Source organism: Pseudomonas sp. m6p, from assembly GCF_055760375.1.
Window position 1 is genome coordinate 3,375,407 of the sequence record NZ_CM147084.1, and the last position, 22,904, is coordinate 3,398,310.

At 55.2% G+C, this 22,904-nt stretch carries 22 protein-coding genes and 1 pseudogene; 15 read left to right on the forward strand and 8 right to left on the reverse strand.

Translation table 11 applies throughout. The features are described from left to right. The first annotated feature begins 173 nt into the window (after positions 1-173). Positions 174-1,586, forward strand: coding sequence for a tyrosine-type recombinase/integrase (locus ACYZUM_RS15235; protein ID WP_071984472.1), 1,413 nt, complete (start codon positions 174-176; stop codon positions 1,584-1,586). An 85-nt stretch (positions 1,587-1,671) separates the two neighbouring features. Further along, positions 1,672-2,691, forward strand: coding sequence for a hypothetical protein (locus ACYZUM_RS15240; protein ID WP_155769224.1), 1,020 nt, complete (start codon positions 1,672-1,674; stop codon positions 2,689-2,691). Positions 2,692-2,883: 192 nt separating this feature from the next. Here the strand turns inward: ACYZUM_RS15240 and ACYZUM_RS15245 are convergent, their stop codons facing one another. The 3 genes from ACYZUM_RS15245 to ACYZUM_RS15255 form a co-directional block, all read right to left on the reverse strand. Beyond that, the gene (locus ACYZUM_RS15245; protein ID WP_071984474.1) at positions 2,884-4,362 is read right to left on the reverse strand and encodes a YfjI family protein; all 1,479 of its coding nucleotides are present in this window, start codon (positions 4,360-4,362) and stop codon (positions 2,884-2,886) included. A 20-nt stretch (positions 4,363-4,382) separates the two neighbouring features. Continuing rightward, on the reverse strand, positions 4,383-4,622 hold the full coding sequence (locus tag ACYZUM_RS15250) for a helix-turn-helix transcriptional regulator (RefSeq protein ID WP_004574260.1): 240 nt from the start codon (positions 4,620-4,622) through the stop codon (positions 4,383-4,385). Between the two features lie 316 nt (positions 4,623-4,938). Beyond that, positions 4,939-5,385 carry a helix-turn-helix domain-containing protein gene (locus ACYZUM_RS15255; RefSeq protein WP_306409249.1) on the reverse strand — a complete coding sequence of 149 codons (447 nt, stop codon included), beginning with the start codon at positions 5,383-5,385 and terminating at the stop codon, positions 4,939-4,941. A gap of 230 nt (positions 5,386-5,615) precedes the next feature. Between ACYZUM_RS15255 and ACYZUM_RS15260 the strand changes: the two genes are divergently transcribed. The 4 genes from ACYZUM_RS15260 (at position 5,616) to ACYZUM_RS15275 (ending at position 9,268) form a co-directional block, all read left to right on the forward strand. Beyond that, positions 5,616-6,092, forward strand: coding sequence for a hypothetical protein (locus ACYZUM_RS15260; RefSeq protein ID WP_306409250.1), 477 nt, complete (start codon positions 5,616-5,618; stop codon positions 6,090-6,092). A 129-nt stretch (positions 6,093-6,221) separates the two neighbouring features. Next, entirely contained in the window at positions 6,222-7,190 is a 969-nt protein-coding gene (locus ACYZUM_RS15265) for a DUF932 domain-containing protein (RefSeq protein WP_004574264.1), read from the forward strand. A 75-nt stretch (positions 7,191-7,265) separates the two neighbouring features. Next, entirely contained in the window at positions 7,266-8,270 is a 1,005-nt protein-coding gene (locus ACYZUM_RS15270) for a YqaJ viral recombinase family nuclease (protein ID WP_071984475.1), read from the forward strand. Between the two features lie 77 nt (positions 8,271-8,347). Further along, positions 8,348-9,268 carry a recombination directionality factor gene (locus tag ACYZUM_RS15275; RefSeq protein ID WP_004574266.1) on the forward strand — a complete coding sequence of 307 codons (921 nt, stop codon included), beginning with the start codon at positions 8,348-8,350 and terminating at the stop codon, positions 9,266-9,268. A gap of 170 nt (positions 9,269-9,438) precedes the next feature. On the opposite strand, the gene ACYZUM_RS15280 is transcribed toward ACYZUM_RS15275, so the two are convergent. Continuing rightward, positions 9,439-9,678, reverse strand: coding sequence for a hypothetical protein (locus ACYZUM_RS15280; protein WP_192931599.1), 240 nt, complete (start codon positions 9,676-9,678; stop codon positions 9,439-9,441). A 448-nt stretch (positions 9,679-10,126) separates the two neighbouring features. Between ACYZUM_RS15280 and ACYZUM_RS15285 the strand changes: the two genes are divergently transcribed. The 9 genes and pseudogenes from ACYZUM_RS15285 to ACYZUM_RS15325 all read left to right on the forward strand — a co-directional run bounded on the left by ACYZUM_RS15285 (position 10,127) and on the right by ACYZUM_RS15325 (position 19,152). Further along, the gene (locus ACYZUM_RS15285; protein ID WP_004574270.1) at positions 10,127-11,284 is read left to right on the forward strand and encodes an iron-containing alcohol dehydrogenase; all 1,158 of its coding nucleotides are present in this window, start codon (positions 10,127-10,129) and stop codon (positions 11,282-11,284) included. A gap of 81 nt (positions 11,285-11,365) precedes the next feature. Then, complete coding sequence (locus ACYZUM_RS15290; protein ID WP_004574272.1) at positions 11,366-12,043, forward strand: type 1 glutamine amidotransferase domain-containing protein; 678 nt, start codon at positions 11,366-11,368, stop codon at positions 12,041-12,043. 10 nt (positions 12,044-12,053) lie between these two features. Beyond that, positions 12,054-12,347, forward strand: coding sequence for a DUF1330 domain-containing protein (locus tag ACYZUM_RS15295; protein WP_071984477.1), 294 nt, complete (start codon positions 12,054-12,056; stop codon positions 12,345-12,347). Positions 12,348-12,439: 92 nt separating this feature from the next. Next, positions 12,440-13,832 (forward strand): annotated as a pseudogene (locus ACYZUM_RS15300) (NAD-dependent succinate-semialdehyde dehydrogenase). Between the two features lie 253 nt (positions 13,833-14,085). Further along, on the forward strand, positions 14,086-15,585 hold the full coding sequence (locus tag ACYZUM_RS15305; RefSeq protein ID WP_071984478.1) for an aldehyde dehydrogenase family protein: 1,500 nt from the start codon (positions 14,086-14,088) through the stop codon (positions 15,583-15,585). Positions 15,586-15,650: 65 nt separating this feature from the next. Next, complete coding sequence (locus tag ACYZUM_RS15310; RefSeq protein ID WP_071984479.1) at positions 15,651-16,775, forward strand: alkene reductase; 1,125 nt, start codon at positions 15,651-15,653, stop codon at positions 16,773-16,775. 66 nt (positions 16,776-16,841) lie between these two features. Further along, positions 16,842-17,825, forward strand: a complete 984-nt coding sequence (locus ACYZUM_RS15315) for an LLM class oxidoreductase (RefSeq protein WP_071984480.1) — start codon at positions 16,842-16,844, stop codon at positions 17,823-17,825. Between the two features lie 138 nt (positions 17,826-17,963). Next, positions 17,964-18,269 (forward strand): ArsR/SmtB family transcription factor, encoded by a 306-nt coding sequence (locus ACYZUM_RS15320; RefSeq protein ID WP_015275824.1) that lies wholly within the window; start codon positions 17,964-17,966, stop codon positions 18,267-18,269. A gap of 283 nt (positions 18,270-18,552) precedes the next feature. Then, positions 18,553-19,152: a nucleotidyltransferase family protein gene (locus ACYZUM_RS15325; protein ID WP_071984481.1), complete on the forward strand. Its 600-nt coding sequence runs from the start codon at positions 18,553-18,555 to the stop codon at positions 19,150-19,152. Here the strand turns inward: ACYZUM_RS15325 and ACYZUM_RS15330 are convergent. The 4 genes from ACYZUM_RS15330 to ACYZUM_RS15345 are packed head-to-tail and all read right to left on the reverse strand — an operon-like array spanning position 19,130 to position 22,904. Beyond that, on the reverse strand, positions 19,130-20,098 hold the full coding sequence (locus ACYZUM_RS15330) for a GTP 3',8-cyclase MoaA (RefSeq protein ID WP_071984482.1): 969 nt from the start codon (positions 20,096-20,098) through the stop codon (positions 19,130-19,132). The two genes, ACYZUM_RS15325 and ACYZUM_RS15330, sit on opposite strands and share 23 nt — an antisense overlap. After that, complete coding sequence (locus tag ACYZUM_RS15335) at positions 20,095-20,433, reverse strand: putative quinol monooxygenase (RefSeq protein ID WP_004574290.1); 339 nt, start codon at positions 20,431-20,433, stop codon at positions 20,095-20,097. Before ACYZUM_RS15335 ends, ACYZUM_RS15330 begins: the two co-directional genes overlap by 4 nt. A gap of 28 nt (positions 20,434-20,461) precedes the next feature. Continuing rightward, entirely contained in the window at positions 20,462-21,670 is a 1,209-nt protein-coding gene (locus tag ACYZUM_RS15340; RefSeq protein ID WP_004574292.1) for an XdhC family protein, read from the reverse strand. A 13-nt stretch (positions 21,671-21,683) separates the two neighbouring features. Further along, positions 21,684-22,904, reverse strand: coding sequence for a c-type cytochrome (locus ACYZUM_RS15345; RefSeq protein ID WP_473060846.1), 1,221 nt, complete (start codon positions 22,902-22,904; stop codon positions 21,684-21,686).

The window sequence follows — 22,904 nt, forward strand, 5'->3', positions numbered from 1 at the left end:
GATTCAGCCTGATCCGAAACAGAATTCTCAAACCCTTGTTTTTACTGGCATTCATCCATTTTCCCGTCCAAAATAGCCCAAAGAGATTCGAGGAAAGCCGATCTCAATTGGCAACGAATTGGCAACCAGAGAATCTCAATTGGCAACCAATTGGCAACGGGAAAACTAACCAGATGGCCAAGATTACAGACCGACAAATGACCGCCAAACCCGGCGCCAGTGACAAGTGGCTCAGTGAAGTTGCCATCTGGGGGCATGGCAGCCTGGTTGCTCGCATCACCACCAGCGGAGAACGCCTCTTTTATTTCCGTTACGCGAACAGCATCGGTGAACGTATCACCTATCCCATCGGCACCTACAGCCGTGAGGGGCTTGAGGGAACCATGACCCTGGCCGAAGCTGGCCAACGTGCGAAGGAACTTGCCGGCCTGCACAAGGCAGGAATTCGGGATATCCGGGAGCATTTTGAAGCTGAAGAGGCTGCGCGCGTGGCCACCCGGGACGCCGAGTTCGCTCGCCTAGCAGCAGAAAAAGCAGCCGCAGAAGCGGAACAAGCCCGACAGGCCGCAAGAAAAAGCGTCTCCGAGCTATTCGAACACTGGGCCACAGTCGACCTGATCAACCGCAAGGATGGTGGAGCCGAAGTTCGCCGTATGTTTGAAAAGGACGTTTTGCCATTGTTAGGCAAAATAGCCGTGGCTGACGTAAAAAAAGGGCACGTCACCGAAGTGACCGATGCCCTCCTCGCTCGTGGCGTCAACCGTATGGCCAAACTGATCTTTAGCCTGATGCGACAAATGTTCCGGTTCGCAGTGGATCGAGATCTGATTGAGCACGATCCGACTGCCAGCATCCGCAAGGCCAAGATTGGTGGCAAGGATGTCGAACGCGACCGCGTGCTGAGCGATGATGAGATCCGCGCCCTGGCCCAGCTCACTCCTGAAGCCGGCCTACTTCCGTCCACCGAAGCTGCAATTTGGATTGCCCTCTCCACCTGCTGTCGCATTGGTGAACTGCTCAACGCACGCTGGGAGCACGTCGATCTCACCAAAGGCATTTGGTTTATACCGGCAGAAAACAGCAAAAACGGTAAAGCGCACAGTGTCACGCTCTCTTCATTTGCTATTCAGCAATTCGAAAAAACCAGAGCACTCAACAGTCGCTCTGCTTGGTGCTACCCCAACACGGAAAATAGCGGCCCGGTTTGTTCCAAGACCGTAACCAAACAACTTGGCGACAGGCAGCGCCAGCCTGATCAGGGAGTGATGAGTAATCGTAGCGCCAAAGCACAAGCTCTCCTATTGAGTGGAGGAAAATGGACCCCACATGATCTGAGGCGCACCGGCGCCACCATCATGACTGCATTGGGAGTACTTCCTGAAGTAGCAGAGCGCTGTCTAAATCACACAGAAGAAAACAAGGTTAAACGCACCTATCAGCGTCACAGCTATACAAACGAAATGGCTGACGCGTGGCACAAGCTTGGATTACATTTGCACCAAATAACCTCAGACCTTCACCACCCCACTTCCAGAGCAGATCTTGTTGCACCTTTATCGCCCGCAGAAACCACAAGAGACCTCTAGCAACAAACGCTTGATCTCATTGGACGTCGACTGAGCTACTGAAACTTACCTCAAGCTGAGCCACGCCACTACGAACAAGAGGAGCATGAACATGTCATTCCGGAATGAACGTGAATCGAAACCAGACATGCCATACATGCGTACGGCGACACTATTACGCACCGAAGCTATAAAGTTGGCTCAGCGTGTGTTTGACTTACAGAAAAAAGCCCCATCTTTGCGCACGCAAGAGCTGCAAAGACTTTATGAAATGATAGAAAGCTTTGAGATCCAACCGCAAAAAGAAAAGGACGTCGACCTGACCATCCGCCAGGGCAAGGTCGCGATTGCAGATCAATTGGGTAAGCATGCCAATGCTGCCCTACAGCAAGCGGTCTATGTAACGTTTCTCCACGACAATTACGTGCTACTACAATGCACGCCAGGAGCTACCGCCACATGCGAGCTTCGCGTAGAGGACATGATCACAGCCTTGACAGTGGCCAATCGTCACTTGGCGATGTTCGAAGCACTCAAAAACCTTGAGGGCAAGCATTATGGAGTAAAGGCAGCAAAGGGAGGAAATACTAAAAATCAAAGACCCTCCAACAATGCTACCACGCAACTTGTTCACGCCATGGTTAAGGGCATGCTTTATAGAAACCCTAACTTCCAAAAACTAGACAAAACCACTGCAGCTGACAAGATGGCAACACGCATCTTCAAAGTCAATAGCGAATACGAGATACTAGATATCGCCAATCCTGATGACTTGAAGCATCTAGTGCGTAACGTCCTGTTCGAAATCTCCAAAAAAAGGGGTGTGCAAGAACGCAGCCGGCTGAATGGAGACCGCTTACAGCTAGGACACTCCCTGCGCCATTCGTTCCCCAAGCAGGATACGGAAGAGTCACGCCAGATGGATCTAGACGCCGCACGCACCCTCGGACGTATTGAAGGCGTACGAGCCACATTAATTCTGCAACTTAAGCAGCGCTTTGGGGATTTGCCGACATCAGCAATTGAAAAGCTGGAAGCTTCAAACGACATGGATCAACTGCAAACTTACGCAGAGCAGCTAGTAGAGGTCCGATCGCTGGATGACGTCATCCAGAACCTCCAGTGAACGATTTTAACCTATAATGAAACGCCATCCTAACGGGTGGCGCTCTCGACTTACAAGAAACGGCAAAACTTACAGCACACCAGCAAGAAACTGAGACTTTCAGGCTATTTATCATAATCGAAATAATCAAAACAAATTTACACATCGACACCTACCCTGATCTCGACACAACATCACGCAGGAACTATACCCCTAAATTGAAGACTTGTAAGGAGAGATAATAGTTCTAGAAGAAAAATTACTTATCGAATACTCAGGAAAAATATCGAGATATGTGATTTTTCCAAATTTTGACCGAGAAACTTTACCCTGCGCAGTGAGCACTTCAATAGCAGAATCTAAACGCTTTACTTTTCGCAACTTCCAGGGCCCCTTTTGCAGTATAATATTCTTTGCTACAAATCGCTCACCCGCCTCACGCCATACTTGCAACCAGTCATCCAATTCTTGTGCGTCGATCTCTTCCTGAGGCGGCGATGAAAACAAACGCAGAAACTCGCCAGAGTACCAAAAGCACACATCGGCAGCAGCATCCAAGGTCTCTAGAGCTATATCACCACTCCTTCTCTCAAAGAAATGAAACAATGCAGCCACCCTTGCAATATTGTCTGCCAACTTTGACGCATGATCACCCATGCCAAAAAACCTTCCTCCCGGCCCAATAGCCGACTCAACCGCATTGAAAATTTCAATCCATTTTTGAGCCGCCTCCTGAGAAAACCTAATCACTAACCTTGACCTAGCAGGATCCATCAAAAATCCAACACTTTCTTTAAGTATCTCCCCAATGCGCTCAGAGAATTTCTCGCAACAACTCCAAGTGGCCACCCCTCCACCAATCAACCTAGTTCCCTGGGTCGATCTTGGATTACAAACCAAAAACCTAGCCCACAAACCAGATCCCCGTGATATCTCTCCGTTCTTCGCCATATAACTCAAGAAAGTTTTTTCTTGAACCATTATCGATACCGTCAGACGAGCTCTTAGCTCGTAGCTTTCAGACGTTATTCGATCAACAGTTATTGCATCCCCACTCCACAAGGCATTCTGCTTCGACAAATCATTAAATGCCTTGCCAGTCAACACTCCCCCACCCTCACTAGAAATTAGCCCTGCTGCAGGAATATTCTGGTATAACCCAAAAAACAAAGCCTCTGAAGTAGCATCTTCGTAAATCAACTTAAAACGTCTAGGCTTGACCGGCTCACTACCCATATGCGCCATAAATATCCGATATTCCTCACTTTCCTCTTCATCAGCTGAATGAAGTATTTCCTTCAACATGGCCTTCCGGCGAGCCTCCCAGACTGACCACTTCGCACTCCAATCAGAAAGCTCCTTAAGATAAATCAAATCCTTTTCATCCTGAAAATGGCGAACTCCTCTAAGAAATATATTCTCCGCCGTAGACTTCCTCTCTCCAGAGTTCGCAATCGTCAGCAGCATCAGCGATGCTGGAACTATTTGCCCATTCGGCTTACAAACATCAATCAAACCTTGAGAAGCTGTAGCGATCGCCGTCAGAGCAGATGAAAAAACGAGTGCCCTCGGGGCCTTTATATGCCCTTCCGCCTCATCCACTGCACTCACTATCACCGGTAAAGACATATACCTTGGAAAGCCTTCCTCCAAAGCAGAGGCCCCCCAAGACCCAAAGCTAGAGAAACTCATAAATTAAACACCTTCAGAGATCACGATAAAATCTTTCTGGCCTCTTCGATCCTAGATTCAATCCACCGATATATATCTTCCTCAACCCAACCCACCGCAAACTTTCCTAGTTTAATTGGTCTTGGGAATGTACTGTCGTATCTAGGCGACATTGGATTTAGCCGGTCATAAATTGTAGATCTACTCAGCCCAATGCACTCTCGCAACTGCCGAATGCGTAAAATTCTTAACGTTGATTTACCACTACTTTCGTTGCCCATCACCACGCCCTCTTCAGTTGCGAACTCAATAGGGAAGGACTCTACAGTCAGTGCCACTCGGAGTCGTCAGGGGTGCTAAATGGGTTTTCCAACACTAAGCAGATGTATTGACATCTTATGATTTCTGTGATTTGGAAATTCTCATCCTAGCAGCTTGTCCCCGCCCCACCGGATTTAGCCGGGACCACCATTGCAGTTGCTATTCCTGCTACTAATAGCAGGAATAGCAGCCTTGCTTGCCGTTCAGATCCCTTCCGTCCTTTGGAAACCAGTCGCCCCATAGCCAGGAAAAACGTTGACTCTCAGTCAGAACGACTCAGGGGGCCACTGATTGCCGGTCGATCCACAACTGCAGTAAGGCTTTTCCAGGCCCAGTGGGCTGACGTCGCCCCTGCTCCCAGTCCTGCAGCGTGCGAGCGCTGACCCCCAAATGCGCAGCGAGCTCTTGCTGGGTTAGCTTCAAGCGTTGGCGCAAGCAACATGCAAGCCTGATGATGCTTGAGTCTGGCGTGACGCCGTGACACATCTTTGGCCGTTTATGCAGGAAGATCTCCGAGACCTCGAAATTAGACGAAGCAGCTCCAGGTAAAGGTAATGTGCAATTTGTCTCCGGCGCTGTATTTACCCTCGCATGCCATGGGAGCGGAGCAGCCCGTACAGATAGAGATGACTCCATCGACTCATACCGAAGTTCCTCAGACTGTTGCTCATACTCAGGATGTTCGGCGAGAAATTTACGACGCCAATAATCGCTATAGCTCATTTAACTAACCCCATGCTGTTGAAATGAGGCACGGCAACGCCGTACCATACCATTGCAATGGAACCCGGGCTTAAAAGCATCTAATCAATAAATTGCGAAAACCGCCGCCAGCTATCCTTCACCACCAGCCGGACTATGAGACCAATAAAAGCAAACCCAGAAAAATAGAATAGGAAAGTTACAATTTTATTTATACGGCAGCGCCGTAAAAACCAGGCATATTCAAGGCCTTGATCACACAGCTACGACTCTGCCGTAGCTGCCATCATAAAAATCTTAATCAAAATAATTTCAAACCTGTATTACGCAATGGAGAGCAAGCAATTAGCGCTTGCGCCTTCTATTTAATTTTAAGTTTTACAGGAGTCCGAATTATGCCCATTTGCTGCCCTTCATGTGGTTCTCTGCGCGTTTTCGCTCGCAACCATGCTCGTAAGCTCGGCGGCATCGCCGGTACGGTCGGAGGCACTGCAAGCGGTGTTGCAGGCGCCATGACTGGCGCACAATCTGGCGCTGCACTGGGAGCTATTGCTGGTCCGATAGGAATGACTCTCGGTGGCTTGGCGGGTGCGATTCTCGGTGGCTTAGCAGGCGGTACCGCTGGTGGCTTGGCCGGAGCCAAAATGGGCGAAGAGATTGATGCCCGAGTTCTCGACAACTACGAATGCCTTAACTGCGGCCAGGCATTCTCCCAAGCCGAGCACTGATCCTGCACACCTCGCCTAATCGCATCATCCGATCCCCTCCCCTTATCACATAGCCGCATGGCATAGCACCCATCCCACAAGGGCCGGGCGCTATGCTGAATGCTGCGCGTTCCGACAAGGAGCTCTCTAATGGCACATCTCATAGAAACCATGGCCTACGCTGGCGCTACCCCGTGGCATGGCCTGGGCAATCAACTCCCCCAGAAGCAGCCCATCGAGGTCTGGCAACGTGAAGCCGGCATGGACTGGCAGATCCAGGAAAGCCCAGTGCACTTCAAGTCGGATACTGTCGGTCACCTTGGCACTATCCACTCCTTCCCCGAACAGAAAGTGCTCTACCGTTCCGACACCAAAGCTCCGCTCTCAGTGGTCTCCCAGCGCTATCACACCGTACAGCCGCGTGAAGTGTTGGAGTTTTATCGCGACTTGACCGAGGCCTCCGGCTACGAGTTGGAAACTGCCGGCGTACTCAAGGGTGGGCGCAAGTTCTGGGCACTGGCGCGTACCGGGCAAGGCACAGAGCTCAGGGGTAACGACCAGGTGAATGGCTATCTGCTGCTGGCGACGTCCTGCGACGGCACACTGGCCACCACAGCAACGCCGACCACCGTGCGCGTCGTCTGCAACAACACCCTGACCATCGCCCTTGATGGCACCAGCCGGGCGATCAAGGTGCCGCACAACACCCGCTTCGATCCCAAGACGGTGAAGAAGCAACTCGGTATTGCCGTCTCGCAATGGGACGACTTCATGTACCAAATGCGGACGCTGGCAGAACGCAAAGTGCAATGGCATGAGGCACTGGGTTTCTTCATGAACGTATTGTGCGGAACGACACCGACCGGCGGTCTGCCGGAGGTACTGCCCAATGAGCGAGCCCTGCGTAAGGTGCAGGAGTTGTACGAAGGGCGTGGCCGGGGTAGCCAGATTGACTCGGCACGCGGCACCGCCTGGGGTCTGCTCAACGCCGTGACCGAATATGTCGACCACGAACGCCGTGCGCGCAGCAACGAGTACCGCCTGGACTCAGCCTGGTTCGGCCAAGGGGCGCAAATCAAGCAACGCGCTCTGGATGCCGCTCTGCAACTCGCCGCCTAACTCTAACTCACATCAACCCTTGCGCCCGGTCAGCCTTGTGCTGGTCGGGCGTTTTTATGTCTGCCGGTGAATACGATGAAAGCAACGTCATTGAATAGTAGCACCCGTAAGAAACGCACTGCCCTGCGCCTGGTCAGCACCAAGGAGCTGCCCCGCGAGGACTGGTTGCAGATCCGCAAGCAAGGCATCGGCAGTTCGGATGCCGCCGCTGCGGTGGGCCTGAATCCCTACAAGTCGCAGTTGGAGCTGTGGCTAGAGAAGACCGGTCGCGATGCTGGGCTACCGAAGGCCGATCCTCACGATGAGCAAAGCCCGCTGTACTGGGGCAATGTGCTGGAGCCCATCGTGGCTTGGCACTACAGCAAGCGCAGCCAACACAAGGTTCGACGGATCAACGCTGTGCTACAGCATCCCGATCCGGCGCTCCCCTGGATGCTCGCCAATATCGACCGCGAGGTGATCGGTGCCGACGATGTTCAGATCCTTGAATGCAAGACTGCCGGCATAAACGGGGCACGCCTCTGGAAAGAGGGCGTGCCCGAATATGTGCAATTACAAGTCATGCACCAGCTCGCAGTCACTGGCAAGCAGGTCGCTGATGTGGCCGTGCTGCTCGGTGGCCAGCATCTGGAAATCCATCGCATCACACGCGACGAGGCGCTGATTGCTCGACTGATTGACCTAGAACGGCTGTTCTGGGATTACGTCGTCAGCGACACCCCTCCACCGGCCGATGGCACAGCGTCTGCGGAAGCGGCATTGCGCTGCCTCTACCCCGAGGATAACGGACAGACGCTGGACTTCAGCCAGCACACGGCGCTGACCAGCACCTTCCTGGAACTCAAGTCTGTTCGTCAGCACATTGCTCAGCAGGAAACGCGTGAGGCGCAGCTCAAGCAGGTTCTGCAGCAGGCCATGGGGGAAGCCACCCGTGCAGAGTTTGCCGAGGGTTACATCAGCTGGAAGAAATCCAAGGACAGCATTGGTCTGGATGTCGAACAGATGCTCAAAGACAAGCCCTACCTGAAAGCTCGCTACCCCAAGGCCAAAGCAGGCACTCGTCGCTTCCTGATCGCCTAAAACATCCTGCTCACCCTCGCCACCCGGACTACTCACGTCCCGGTGGCTTTTTTATTTTCAGATCAAGGATAACCGTCATGCTCAAAGGTTTAGCCATCACCCCGCCGGTACTCGGGCGCATTTCCATCGGCAAGGTCGTCGAGAAAAACGGCAAGCGCCTACCGGAGAAGGACGATCAGTTCACCATCACGTCGCAAGTCCAGAGCCGTGACGGCTGGCTGCTGCATCCACTCAACGAAGAACTGCGCAATGGTCAGGACGGCAAGCTGCGCAGCATTCCGATCCGCTTGTTGTTCAACGAACCAGATCTCAACTTTCGCGCGGAATACAGCCTGTTCGACCGTAATACCGGCAGGCCGTTGTGCGTCGGCAACGGTGAAACATGCAAGCGTTTGACCAAGGATGGCATCCAATCGCTGCCCTGCCCTTCACCCGATGGATGCCCACTGGCTCAAGGCAATGCCTGCAAGCCTTACGGTCGGCTGAACGTGCTGATTGGAGATGACGACCCACTAGGCAGTTTTGTCTTCCGCACCACTGGATTCAATAGCATCCGCACCCTGGCAGCGCGCCTGCATTACCTGCAAGCCATCTCTGGCAATCGCCTGGCCTGCCTGCCATTGGAGCTGCGTCTGCGTGGCAAATCCACCCGTCAGAGCCACGGCTCACCGATCTTCTACGTCGATATCACGGTACGCAGTGGGCTGATTCTTGAAGACGCCTTAGTGGCAGCCAAGAAACTGGAGGAAACCCGGCAGGCCTCGGGCTTTGACCAGAGCGCCTTGGATCACGCTGCTCGCCAGGGCTTTAACAATGGTGCCTTTGAAGACAGCGAGGAAGACACCAGTGCCATCGTCGAGGAGTTCTTCCCCAACATTGAAGATCAGCCCAGCCCTGGAGGGACCCAAGCCCAACCGTTAGCACTTGAAAAACCCTCACTGGCTCAGAAGCTGGAGGTTCAGGCTATTCAGCACAGCACTAGGCCTTCCGTTCGGTAATGCTCTGCTCAATCTCCGCAGACCCCAAATCTATTCGGGGTTTGAACCCTGGACCACATCGGGATGTGACACGAGTGCTGCATTTCGCTGAGCAAACGGTTTCCGCAAACGGAAAATCAGACTGAGGCAGCCGAGTGCTGTCTCAGCCTGGTGGTCTGTTTTTTTCTTTCCTAGGCTTCTCCAACATCAAGCCAGCCTGAGATAACGTTTGAAAAACACACCGCCAGCTTGCCCAGTGCTAATTGCGTCGTGACCGCAAGCCCGTTGTTCTTCGAGAAAGGTGAATTGTAATCCATGATCGCGGCATCCAGAAAACTCCGCTCACTTTGAGCCAGACCTTCCGCCTCGAACTCATCCTCGCCAAGCAGTCCGTCTTTGTTACCCTCGGGCAAAGCTGCAGATAAGAGCAACCTTGAGGCACTGGGTCTCAGGCAGATCCTTCTGCTACAAAGCGACGTCCGTGTAGAAACGCTTGGCTGCATCAGTCGATGCGCTGGGCGATGAAGCTATTGCTGCTTCATTGGCAGCAACCATCGAAACAGCGTTGTATAGATTATCCACAACCAAAAGTAGACGACCGGTCTATTTATTGATACGGTGGATCCATGAAACAAATGTCCCATCATCTGTGGCTAGCAACAATCCTCGACATTGTGCGGATCGTAAGCTGCTTGGCGGCAACGCCTTTGGCTCGGGGCCAGGACTACAGGCGAATGCCACACCAACTTGGTTGCCTTTAGAAGCAAGCTCTAACCAATCTCCAGCTATTTGGTTCGTAATGCACGCCGACGAGCTTCTGCCATAAAAATTTCACCGAAAACTATACGACTGGTCTACTTTTAAGGAATAGAGAAATCTATGCTCAATTTTGACCTCTACAACCCCACGCGAATTATCTTCGGTAATCAAACCATTGCCCGGCTAGATGAGCTGATTCCGACTGAAGCCCGCATTCTGCTGCTCTATGGTGGCCAAAGCGCTCGTGCGAGCGGGACGCTCCACGAAGTCCGAGAGGCATTAGGTTTCCGGGAGGTGCAAGAGTTCGGGGGTATAGAGCCGAACCCCAGCTACGAAACGCTAATCAGGGCCGTTGATACGGTTCGCATCCATCGCTTGGACTTTCTACTAGCCGTTGGTGGAGGCTCGGTCATCGATGGCACTAAGTTCGTTTCCGCCGCTGTTGGCTACGACGGTGATGCTTGGGACATCCTTGAAACGCGGGGCGCAAGTATTCGGCAAGCCTTGCCATTCGGTACCGTACTAACTCTGCCCGCAACTGGCTCAGAAATGAACAACGGCGGAGTGGTAACTCGCCGAGCGACACAAGACAAGTTGCCGTTTCGCAGCCCTCACGTGTTCCCGCAATTCTCGATTCTTGATCCTACTAAGACCCAGACCCTCCCTGCCCGCCAACTCGCAAACGGCGTGGTAGATGCGTTCGTGCATGTCATGGAGCAGTACCTTACCTACCCAATCGATGCCCGCGTGCAAGATCGTTTTGCCGAAGGTCTTTTACAAACGCTGATCGAAATTGGCCCCCTTGTACTGAAAGAGTCCTCGGACTACAGCACGCGTGCCAACCTCATGTGGACGGCCACTTTGGCGCTCAATGGCCTGATCGGAGCGGGCGTACCACAGGACTGGTCCACCCACATGATCGGCCATGAGCTCACCGCGCTGTACGGCATCGATCACGCACGGACCCTGGCCATCGTACTTCCTGCGAACCTAGAGATTCGTCGTGAAGCCAAGCGCGCGAAGCTGCTGCAGTACGCCGAGCGGGTTTGGCAGATCAGCCAAGGGGACGAAGAACAACGGATTGACATGGTCATACAACAGACCCGGATGTTCTTCGAGAGCCTGGGCTTACCGACGCACTTATCCGCCTACAAGCTCGGCACTGACGCTATAGATGCGCTAATAAACCAGCTCGACACACACCACCTCACCGCGCTCGGCGAACACAACAACGTCAGTTTAGACGTCAGCCGCCGTGTGCTTGAAGCGAGCCTATAAGCCAACTTCCAGCACTGCTTATCCACACAGGCAGCGCATTACAAAACATCCACAAGCACGCACAACTGCAAGGTATACGACATGAAGATTCTCCTCGTTCTGACTTCCCACGACCAGCTTGGTGACACTGGCGAGAAGACCGGTTTCTGGCTCGAAGAGCTTGCCGCGCCTTACTACGCCTTCATCGACGCTGGCGTGAAAGTGACCCTAGCATCGCCGAAAGGCGGTCAACCACCCATCGACCCAAAGAGCAATGAGCCCGATTTCCAGACAGACGCCACCCGTCGCTTTCAGACCGATTCAGTCGCCATTCACGCGCTGGCCAACACCGAGAAACTGAGCGACGTGATCAGTTCGGAGTTTGATGCTGTGTTCTACCCTGGCGGCCATGGCCCACTGTGGGATCTTGCGGAGAACACCTTTTCTATCTCTCTGATCGAGCAATCAATCCAATCAGGCAAACCTGTCGGAGCGGTTTGTCACGCACCAGCAGTTTTGCGCCATGTCAAGAGTGTAGATGGCAAACCTCTGGTTGCAGGCAAGACAGTAACCGGTTTCAGCAATAGCGAGGAGGCTGCGGTGGGTCTAACTCAAATCGTGCCTTTCCTGGTAGAGGATATGCTCAAGGCAAATGGTGGGCGCTATACCAAGGGTGCTGACTGGAGCGTTCATGTCGAAGTCGATGGGTTGCTCGTAACTGGCCAGAACCCAGCTTCCTCTGAAGCTACGGCTCACTCGCTGCTCAAACTGTTGGCCTGAGACTACGTCAATGTCCGCCTACGTAGTCTTCACACGTGAACACACCACAGACGAGGCTGAGTTGAAACTTTATGCCCGTAAAGCACCGGCAGCACGCCAGGGTCGGAACCTCACACCATTGGCCTTCTACCGCCAACTGGAGGTGCTCGAAGGCGGACCGATTGATGGCGCAGTCATTCTTCAATTTCCGGACATAGCCGCAGCTCGAGAGTGGTACTCCAGTCCCGCCTACCAAGAGGCACTGCAATATCGTCTTAAAGGTGCGGTTTACCGAGTATTCCTGATTGATGGCATCAATTATTAGTAAATGCACCAGAAATTCCCGCAGTTTAGGTTCTGTCTACTTACCACCCTCATTAACAAATCAAATTTACTTAAAATTACTGGAGAAACAGCATGGCATACGCATCCGTTAATCCCTATACAGGTGAAGTTCTAAAAAGTTTTCCAGATGCAACAGATATTCAGATTGAACAGGCTCTTGAGGCGTCTCACAACGCATTTCTTGTCTGGAAGAATTGCTCAATCGCAGAGCGTGGGGCCGTCCTTCAGCGAGCTGCCGACCTGCTGCGCGCGCGAGCAAACGACTATGCCCGGTTACTAACACTGGAAATGGGCAAGATCACTGCCGAAGCATTAGGTGAAGTAGAAATTTCAGCAAGTATCTTTGAGTATTACGTTAAACATGCAGAAGCTTTGTTAACTCCGCAGAAGCTGCCGGTAGCCGACCCAGCCGAGGGTCAAGCAATCTTGGTCCATGAGCCGTTGGGCACTATCCTGGCCATTGAACCATGGAACTTTCCTTACTATCAAATTGCTCGAATTCTCGCACCGCAGTTGGCAGCGGGTAATACCGTGCTGCTCAAACATGCTTCAAACGTACCGCAATGTGCCGAAGCTTTCGAGCAACTACTGCTTGATGCTGGTCTACCTGCTGGCGCATTCAGCAACATGTACGCAACTCGCCAGCAAATCGAGACAATCCTCAACGACTCTCGAGTACACGGGGTGGCACTGACCGGTTCCGAAGGCGCAGGTGCCATCATCGCCTCCCAGGCTGGCAAGGCACTGAAGAAATCTACATTGGAACTGGGGGGGGGCAGATGCCTTCATAGTTCTGCGCGACGCTGAACTGAAAAAGTCCGTGAAGTGGGCTGTTGTAGGCCGTCACTGGAATGCTGGACAGGTGTGCATATCATCCAAACGCATGATTGTAGTGGAAGAAGTCTACGACGAGTTCCTGCGCCTTTATGCCGAAGGTGTAGCACAACTGAAGGCCGGCGACCCGTTCGATCCGGAAACAAATCTAGCTCCCCTGTCATCTCAAACTGCCGCCGACGAAATCCGCGCGAAGATTCGTGAAGCAGTCAACTACGGTGCTACGGCCACCGAGGTTGGGCCCAAGGTACCAAGCAAGGGTGCATTTGTTCAACCGACCATTCTGACCAACCTGAGGCCTGATAACCCTGCCTACTACTGGGAGTTCTTCGGTCCAGTCTCGATGATCCTACGAGCTAAAGACGAAGAAGACGCGATAGTTATCGCCAACGACTCTCCGTTCGGGCTCGGTGGTTCGGTATTCACCGCAGACGCCCAGCATGGTGTTGAGGTTGCTAAGCGCATCGAGACAGGCATGGTGTTCGTCAATCACCCAACGTCATCGAAAGCCGACCTACCTTTCGGCGGAATCAAAAGATCTGGTTACGGTCGCGAGCTGATTGGTTTGGGAATCAAGGAATTCGTCAACCACAAGCTGATTAACGTCATGGATATCGACGCGCCGTTCTGACTTACATCTTCACCTAAACGCAAACAGGCCTCAGTGCTTTTATGCAGCAGCCCCCCTCGTTGATGAAGAGATCGGGGGGGGCTGGACTACGTAGCCAAGCCTGGCGCGCAGCACAGCGCGCTCCACGCCGATCCAGAAGCAGGCTGAAATGATACGACGATAGGAATGCCTGCACGAATACGCAACTACATATTGACATATGTCAATATCTAAAATAATCTCAACCAAACCCATCGCACTCAGGAGGTAACCCATGCAAAATTCCAGTGATACCCATCCGAGCTACCTTCCCGACAACAGCTACGGCCTGTTTATCGACAACCAGTGGGTGGCCGCCGAAAACGGTGAAACCCTCGACATTATCAACCCCGCCAACGGAAAAATTCTCACCAACATCCCAAACGCCACAGCTGCCGACGTCGACCGCGCGGTGCAGGCCGCAAAACGCGCCTTCGTGACCTGGCATACCACCTCGCCAGCGGAACGCGCCAATGCGTTGCTGAAGATCGCCGACCTGCTGGAAGCCGATGCCGATCGGTTCGCCGTTCTGGAAACCCTTGATGTAGGCAAACCCATTCGTGAAAGTCGCTCCGTCGACATCCCACTGGCGATTGATCACTTCCGCTACTTCGCCGGCGCAATCCGCAGCCAGTCGGATGAGGCGGTCATGCTGGATGAGCAAACACTCAGCATCGCTCTCAGTGAACCCCTCGGCGTCGTGGGCCAAGTGATTCCGTGGAACTTCCCGCTTCTTATGGCCGCCTGGAAGATCGCTCCAGCCATCGCGGCGGGTAACACCGTAGTCATCAAACCTTCTGAGCTGACCCCGGTAACCATCCTTGAACTGGCGAAGATCTTCGCCAAGGTACTTCCGGCCGGCGTGGTCAACATCGTCACAGGCTTAGGCACCTCAGTTGGCCAGGCGTTACTGGATCATCCAGACCTGCGCAAGCTTGCCTTCACTGGCTCGACGCGTGTCGGCGAACTCGTCGCCAATGCGGCAGCGAAGAAAATCATTCCCGCCACCCTTGAACTGGGCGGCAAGTCGGCCAACATCGTTTTCCCCGATGCGAACTGGGACAAGGCCGTGGAAGGCGCAGTCCTCGCCATCCTGTGGAACCAAGGCCAAGTCTGCGAATCCGGCGCACGGCTGTTCGTTCACGAATCCATCTACGAACGATTCCTAGCTGAGCTCAAGCATAAGTTCGAAGCTGTGCGTGTGGGTGACCCACTGAACCCGGACACCATGATGGGTGCACAGGTCAGCAAGACCCAGATGGAACGGATTCTCGGCTACGTCGATATCGCCAAACAGGAAGGTGCTGAGGTACTGATCGGCGGCGGTCGTTTCACAGGTGCCAATTACGATGCCGGCTTCTTCATCCAGCCAACGATTCTGGTCGGTGTTCGCAACGATATGCGCGTCGCCTACGAGGAAATTTTCGGCCCTGTTCTGTGCGTCATTCCTTTCAAGGATGAAGCGGAGGTCATCGCCATGGCCAACGACTCCGAGTACGGCCTAGCGGGTGCAGTCTGGACCCAAGACATCAACCGGGCGTTACGTGTGGCACGCGCGGTGGAAACCGGACGTATGTGGGTAAATACCTACCATGAGATCCCTGCCCATGCCCCCTTTGGTGGCTATAAGAAATCTGGCCTAGGACGGGAAACTCACAAGTCAATGCTGGAAGCCTACAGCCAGAAGAAGAATATCTACGTCAGCCTCAACGAAGCACCGCTCGGGCTCTTCTGACCTCGTTAGTCCATATTTTTTTTTGACTTATAACATCGAATATTTTAGATATGCAGGTAAACGAAATGACACAATCAGAACTTTTCAAAACCACTCAGCTGGGCCCGTACACCCTCAAGAACCGTATCGTTCTGCCGCCACTGACGCGTTCGCGCAGCTCCCAACCCGGCAATATTGCGAACGACCTAATGGCCACATATTACCGTCAGCGCAGCGGTGCTGGCTTCATGGTGACCGAGGGCACACAGATCGAACCCCGAGGACAGGGTTATGCCTGGACACCCGGCATTCATAGCCCAGAACAGATACAAGGCTGGCGTAAGGTCACCGACGCTGTTCACGCCGAAGGGGGGGTGATCTTTGCTCAACTTTGGCATGTAGGCCGCGTATCGCACACATCGCTGCAACCCGGTGGTGAAGCGCCCGTCGCGCCATCAGCCATCCGCGCGGACAACGTCAAGGTGTTCATCGAAACTGGCCCCGGCACGGGTGCACTGGCCGACCCATCGACCCCACGAGCCCTGTCCACCAAGGAGGTAAAGGAACTGGTTGAGCTCTACGCCCAAGCAGCCCGAAATGCTTTGGACGCAGGTTTTGACGGGGTGGAGCTTCACTGCGCGAACGGGTACCTGGTAAACCAGTTCATTTCGGCCCATACCAACCAGCGTGATGATGAATATGGCGGTTCGCTGCAGAACCGTCTTCGCTTCCTGCGCGAAATCACCGTCGCCGTTGCTGGTGTCGTCGGCAAGGAGCGCATGGGCGTTCGCTTCGCCCCGCTGTTCGCGACCACAGACGAAGACCGCGTATACCTTGGCCTGGTCGAGGAAGATCCTCACCAAACCTACATCGAGGCAGTGAAGATCCTCGAGGAAGTGGGCATTGCCTACCTGTCGCTCGCCGAAGCCGATTGGGAAAACGCACCCGAGCTGCCTGAGACGTTCCGGGAAGATGTTCGTAAGACCTTCAGCGGCAAGATTCTCTATGCCGGCAAGTACACCGCTGAACGAGGAAATCGCGTGATAAAAGCTGGCTGGGGCGACCTGATCGCTTTTGGTCGCCCCTTCATTGCGAACCCCGACCTGCCCGCTCGTATCGCCAACAACTGGCCGCTTAACCCAGTTGATCCAAGCAGCATGTACGGCGGTACCGATAAGGGCTACACCGACTACCCCATTTACAAATCCTAAACGCTCAATGCCACGCCCCATAACTCAGGGGCGTGGCTCAGCATTTGCTGACCGAGGAAGTTAAACATGTACCAACCGAGCACGATCCCCTACCAAGAGCATAGGGGATTCAAACGAACCTTCAGGCAGGGTCACCTAAGCCTGGGGCTGTTCTTTCCCCTAGAGGCTTTCGAAGGTGATACACCGAGCATGCTAGATCAGGTCGCGCTGGCCAAACGTGCAGAGGAACTTGGTTTTTCGGCGCTCTGGTTTCGCGACGTCCCACTCAGGGACCCAAGCTTCGGCGATGTCGGCCAGGTTTTCGACCCTTGGGTGTATCTGGGCTACATGGCAGCCCATACAAAAAAAATAGCACTAGGTACCGCCTCCATCGCCCTTACTTTGCGTAATCCCTTGCACACGGCAAAGGCCGCAGCGAGCATTGATCAGTTGAGCGGAGGTCGCTTGCTCCTGGGAGTAGCCTCTGGCGATCGTCCCGTGGAGTTTCCCGCATTCAGCATTGATCCAGAAAAGCGTGGCGAGACCTTTCAAGAAAACTTCAATGTGATACGCCAAGCCCATCGAACACACTTCGAGCCGATTCGCTGGAGTCACGGCGAGTTACTGGGGGCCGACCTCGTTCCCAAACCTACGACTCGGGAAATACCGCTATTCGTAACCGGACACAGCCGCCAGCCGCTCGATTGGATCGCACGTGAAAGCCATGGATGGATCAACTATCCACGTCCGCCAAAAATACAGCGACTGATCGTGGAGGATTGGCGACAGGAAATAATTAAACAGTGTGGCACTATCTACAAGCCGTTCTTGCAATCGCTTTATATCGACCTGGACAAACATCCATCCACGCCGCCCTCGCCTATCCATCTAGGATTCCGACTAGGACGTAACCACCTCCGGGCCTTGCTGGATACACTTCAGGAAATAGGTGTAGATCACGTCATCCTGAACCTCAAGTATGGTAAACGCCCCACAGCAGAGGTTATCGAGGAAATTGGCAAGCATATCGTCCCGCAATTCGGCGCACAGGTGCCCGATAGTTCTACCTGACAGGACAATAGGGTTCCAGTCCAAACCAGCCAGTCATTGCGACGGGCAGGCGCGCAGAGAACACGGCGAAGCCTTCCAATTTGATGCGCGAACCAGGAAAATATCTAGATATCGTAAAAAACAGGTATCAAAAAATTCATGACTATTGACGTCAACGAAGCCCTGAAAGCATTGGCGAACCCGATGCGCCTTGCCATCCTCAATTGGCTCAAGGATCCCAGGACAGTCTTTCCTGAGCAGGAGGTCGACCCAGAAACGGTAGGCGTGTGCGTCAGTATCATCCAAGAGCGCACGGGCCTCTCGCAGTCAACGACATCGCTTTATCTCGCAGCTCTACAGCGCGCGCAATTGGTGACATCGCAGCGGATCGGCCCCTGGACCTACTACAAACGCCACGATGAGAATATCGATGCCTTCTTCAAGGCGCTGCAAGAAAGAATCTAGGGCTGCACACCCTTGTATTTCTGACTGATTTCAGTCTTTGCCGATGTCAAAAACAGCAATCTGACCAAATAACGATCAGATCATCCGAAGCTTCGAGTGATCGAACAGCATTACCAGTGATGCGGTGCGCGGAAAAAACGCTCCTATAGCAAAACTGCCACTTGACAACGCTGAAATCAGGGGATCTACACGCAAAAGACAGCACACTCCAGAGAGGGACGCGAAGCCCTTCAAGTGCTCTTCTACGGCCAACCTTCTTTAGGGGGCAACATAGATTTTCAACATGATAGAACCGCGCCGCAACCCTGAGTGTATTGGCCTGGTACTCGCCGCCGGCACCGGGCAGCGCTTCGGCAGCGACAAACGCTGCGCCAAGCTGGCCGACGGCAACAGCCTGCTACGCGCAACAGTGCTGCGCACGCAAGAAGCCTTCAGTGATGTTCGAGTCGTGCTAAAAGCCGAGGACGATGCCCAGGCCCTGGCTATACCGCCTGGCGTTCAGCTGGTACGTGCGGCCCACGCCAAACAGGGCATGGGCTCAAGCCTGGCTGCCGGCATCCAGAGCCTGGCACACTCGCAGGCCACTGCGGCGGCGGTGCTGCTTGGAGATATGCCGTGGATTTCTGCCGCCACCCTGCGGCAACTGCGAGCGCAGGCCGACGCTGAACATATCGTCGTGGCTTACTGCGAGGGTCAGCGCGGCCACCCGGTGTTGTTCGGCCGGCGCTTCTGGCCGGAGCTGATGCAACTGCAAGGCGAGAATGGGGCCAGGGGCTTGATCGCCAGCCATGCGCAACAGGTGATTGCCGTGACGCTCGATGACCACGGCATTCTGCGGGACGTCGACAGGCCGGACGACCTCAGCCACCCACCGATTTCATAATCAGCGCGCTGCCGGTAAACGTAGCGTCCTGCTTGTCCGCCAGCGCACGGCCCAGCAACGCGGTGAGCTGCGGCTGTGCCTGCTCAGTCGGCAGATCCAACAGCGTGCCCATAAAGTGCCCGCGATTGGATGACAGACATCCGTATAAACTGCCGGTAGACGACAGGCGCAGACGGCTGCAGCTCCGGCAAAAGGGCGCGCTTTCGTTGGCAATGATGCCGAACGCCCCGCGCTCGCCAACGCTATAACGCAGCGCAGTGGAGTCTACCGGCGCCTCAGCCTGGGTGAAGGCATAACGCTCGCCGATAAGCTCCAGCAGCTCGCGCTGGCCGACGAACTGGGTACGAAAAGCCTCTGCATGCTGGGCCAGATGGCCCATGCGCATAAGTTCGATAAAACGCAATTCGTAGCCCTGCTGAAGGCAGAACGCCAACATGGGCAAAACTTGATCGAGGTTGCTACCACGCATCGGCACCATGTTGATCTTGATGCTCATGCCGGCTCGGCGCGCCTGCTCAATGCCGTTGAGCACCGTCTGCAGGTCGCCGCCCTTGGCGATCGTGCGGAAGGCACTCGGGTCGAGCGTATCGAGGGACACATTGAGCCGCTGGATGCCGGCGCTGCGCAATAACGGCAGTTTGCCGGCCAGCAACTGGCCATTGGTGGTCAGGCTAATGTCCTGCAACGCCAGCTTACCTATGCCCTGCAGAAAGGGCTCCAGCCGGTCACTCAGCAGCGGCTCGCCGCCGGTAATGCGCAGTTCCTCAACCCCGGCAACATCCCTGAGCAACTCGACGGCACGCAGCATCGACGCGGCCGTCAGCTCATCGCGTGCGGCCACCAAGCGACGGCCATCGGCCACACAGTAGGTGCAGGCGTAATTGCATGCGGCAGTCAGGCTCAGACGAAGTTTGCGAAAACGCCGACCATGTCGATCAACTATCACCCGACAACGCCCGTACGGGGATCAATGGCGGGTTCGATGTCCTCCGCCAGCGCTTCAAGCACATAAACCTGACGATCGCTTAGCAGCTCGCCCAAGGCATTGGCCATGGCCGTGTAATGTGGCATCTGCCGATGGCGCGCTATCGCCTCATGGCTGGCCCAGCGCTCGACGAAGACAAAACGCCCGGCCTGTTCAATACAGCGATTCAGGACGTAAGACAGGCAGCCGTCTTCGGCGCGCGATGGCTGCACACAGGCGCGCAGAATCTGCTCGACCTGCGACTCTTTGCCTGCCTTGGCTGTCAGTATCGCTACAACGCGTATGGCTTGACTCATGCTGATGGGTTCCTCGGTTGATAAATTGTTAACGCTGCACGGCCACCAGCCGACAACCTTCTGCCGCAACATCCGTTTGATCCCGGCCAGCCATCAGCACAGGGTCGCTGTCATGGATGCTCGCAGATCTGAAGCGCAGGCTGCCGCCATTGCGGCCGTTGAGCACTGCCTGAATTTCCGCCAGCACCGCCATGGCCACGCTTTCCGGGGTGTCGCCACCAAGGTCCAGGCCGATCGGATAATGCAAACATTCCAGCCCCGGCAGCTCGTCCTGCGGGTTAGCCAATTGTTCGTGGATGCCGGCCAACAAACGCTCGGTGCGCTCACGCGGCCCCAACTGACCGACATAGCAGGGTTCACTGTGCAACACACCCTGTAGCCAATGCGCGTCTTGCACCAGGCTGTGGGTCATCACCGCCACCGCAGCCCCGCGCACCAGCTCGTGGTAATCGAAAGGCTGCTCAACATCGCCGACCAGCACCTGGTCAGCCTCGGCAAAACGCTCGGCCCGGGCAAAGTGCGCCCGGCCGTCGATCACCGTCACATGCCAACCCAACAGCTTGGCCATGCGCACCAGCGGCTGGGCATCATGGCCCGCGCCGAAGATCACCAGACGCCGGACCGGCGGCAGGTACTCCAGAAGCACTTCCACTTCGCCGAGACCATTCGGGTAGAGACCACGGGATGACTTGCCGCGCAGCAAGGTCTGCTGCAGGTCGGCGCTGATTTGCTCAACCAGCACCGAGCGCAGCAATTCGCCCGCGGCCTCCTGCCCAGGCATCAAGCACAAACGCTCGCCTAAGCGTGGCGCAGCCGCGCCCGAGCTGGCGATTACCGTGGCGATGGCCGCAGGCTGCTGGCGGTCGCGCACGCTGAGCAAAGCATCGACCAAGGCGCAAGGGCCGGCCGGCAGGCGCTCGAACAGCACGTGAACCTTGCCGTTACAGCCCAGGCCGAAGCTCAGCGCTTCCTCGCTGGCGTCATCCGCCTCTGCGGTGCTGTAGCTGCGCAGCGCCGGCCCGGCTTCGGTCAGCCACCAAGCCTTTTTCGCCACTTCCGCCTCCAGGCAGCCGCCACTGATGGTGCCCTCGGGCCGGCCGAAGCGCGACACCAGCATGCGCGCGCCGGGCCGCCGATACGCCGAACCTTCGACCTTGACCACAGTCGCAAGCACCGCTTCGCGGCCAGCCTCCCGCTCGGCCAGGAGCGCATCCAGCAATGTGTTCAGGCCCGACATGCAGAACCTCCGCTCAATGCAGGGACTCGGTCCGGCGCTTAGCCACAGCCGGCACCGAAACCTGCGCACCACTCTCGCCGAAACGCTGCAACATAAAGCTGCTCAACGCGGCCAACTCTTGATCGGTATAAATGCTGCCGAACGATGGCATACGCCGATTCACTGGGGCGTCGGCGGCGCCGTGGCCACTCAACAGAATGCCGAGCAAGTTGCTGGCGGCCGGATCGTTGACCGTCTTCAAGCCCAGCAGCATGGCCGTCTGGCTCTGGTTGCCCGTGCCGTCCCAGCGGTGGCAACTGGCGCAGGCTTCGGCGAACAGCTTGTTGCCGAGTGCATTGCCGCTGCCCGGTTCTGCAAGAGTGACCTGCTGCGGGCGAGGCACGCCTTCACTGCGCGGTGGCGAGTCCTTGAGGAACACTGCAATCGCCTGACGGTCAGCGTCGGTCAGGTGGCGCAAGCTGTTTTCCACCACCTCCGCCATGGGCCCTGAAGACAAACCCAGGCCTGGCGCTGCGCCATCCTTCAAATAGCCAGCTAGCACGTCCGTGGGCCAGGCACCAATGCCGTGCACGGGGTCGGCACTGATGTTGTAGGCGTTCCAACCCTGGATCAGATTACCGGCCAGCGAGCGCTCGCTGCTGACAGCCTGAAACAGGTTACGCGGTGAATGGCATTCGCCGCAGTGACCCGGCCCTTCGACGAGGTATTTGCCGCGATTCCACTCAGCAGAGCGCTGGCTGTCCGCCTGAAATGGCTCATCGTTAAGGAACAGCAAATTCCAGAAAACCATGCCCCAGCGCTGATTGAACGGGAAGCCGATGTGGTTTTCGCGCGGTGCTTGCTCGACCGGTTCCAGGCTGTCGAGATAACCCTTGATCGCGAGGATGTCATCGCGCGACATTTTGCTGTAGGAGGTATAGGGAAACGCCGGGTAGTAGTGCTTGCCGTCACGGCCAATGCCGGTCTGCAGCGCACTGACGAACTCGTCATCGGTCCATGCACCGATGCCGGTTTGCGGGTCCGGGGTAATGTTGGGCGAAAACAGCGAGCCGAACGGCAGCTTGAACTCAACACCACCGGCGAAGGGTTGACCGCCAGGCACGGTATGGCAAGTCACACAGTTGGCAGCGCGCGTCAGGTATTCGCCCTTAGCCAGCAAGTCCTCTTGCGCATAGGCCGCTTGCGCCAGCAGAGCCGCGCTGGCGAGCGTCAGTAGGTTGCTTATTAATTTCAT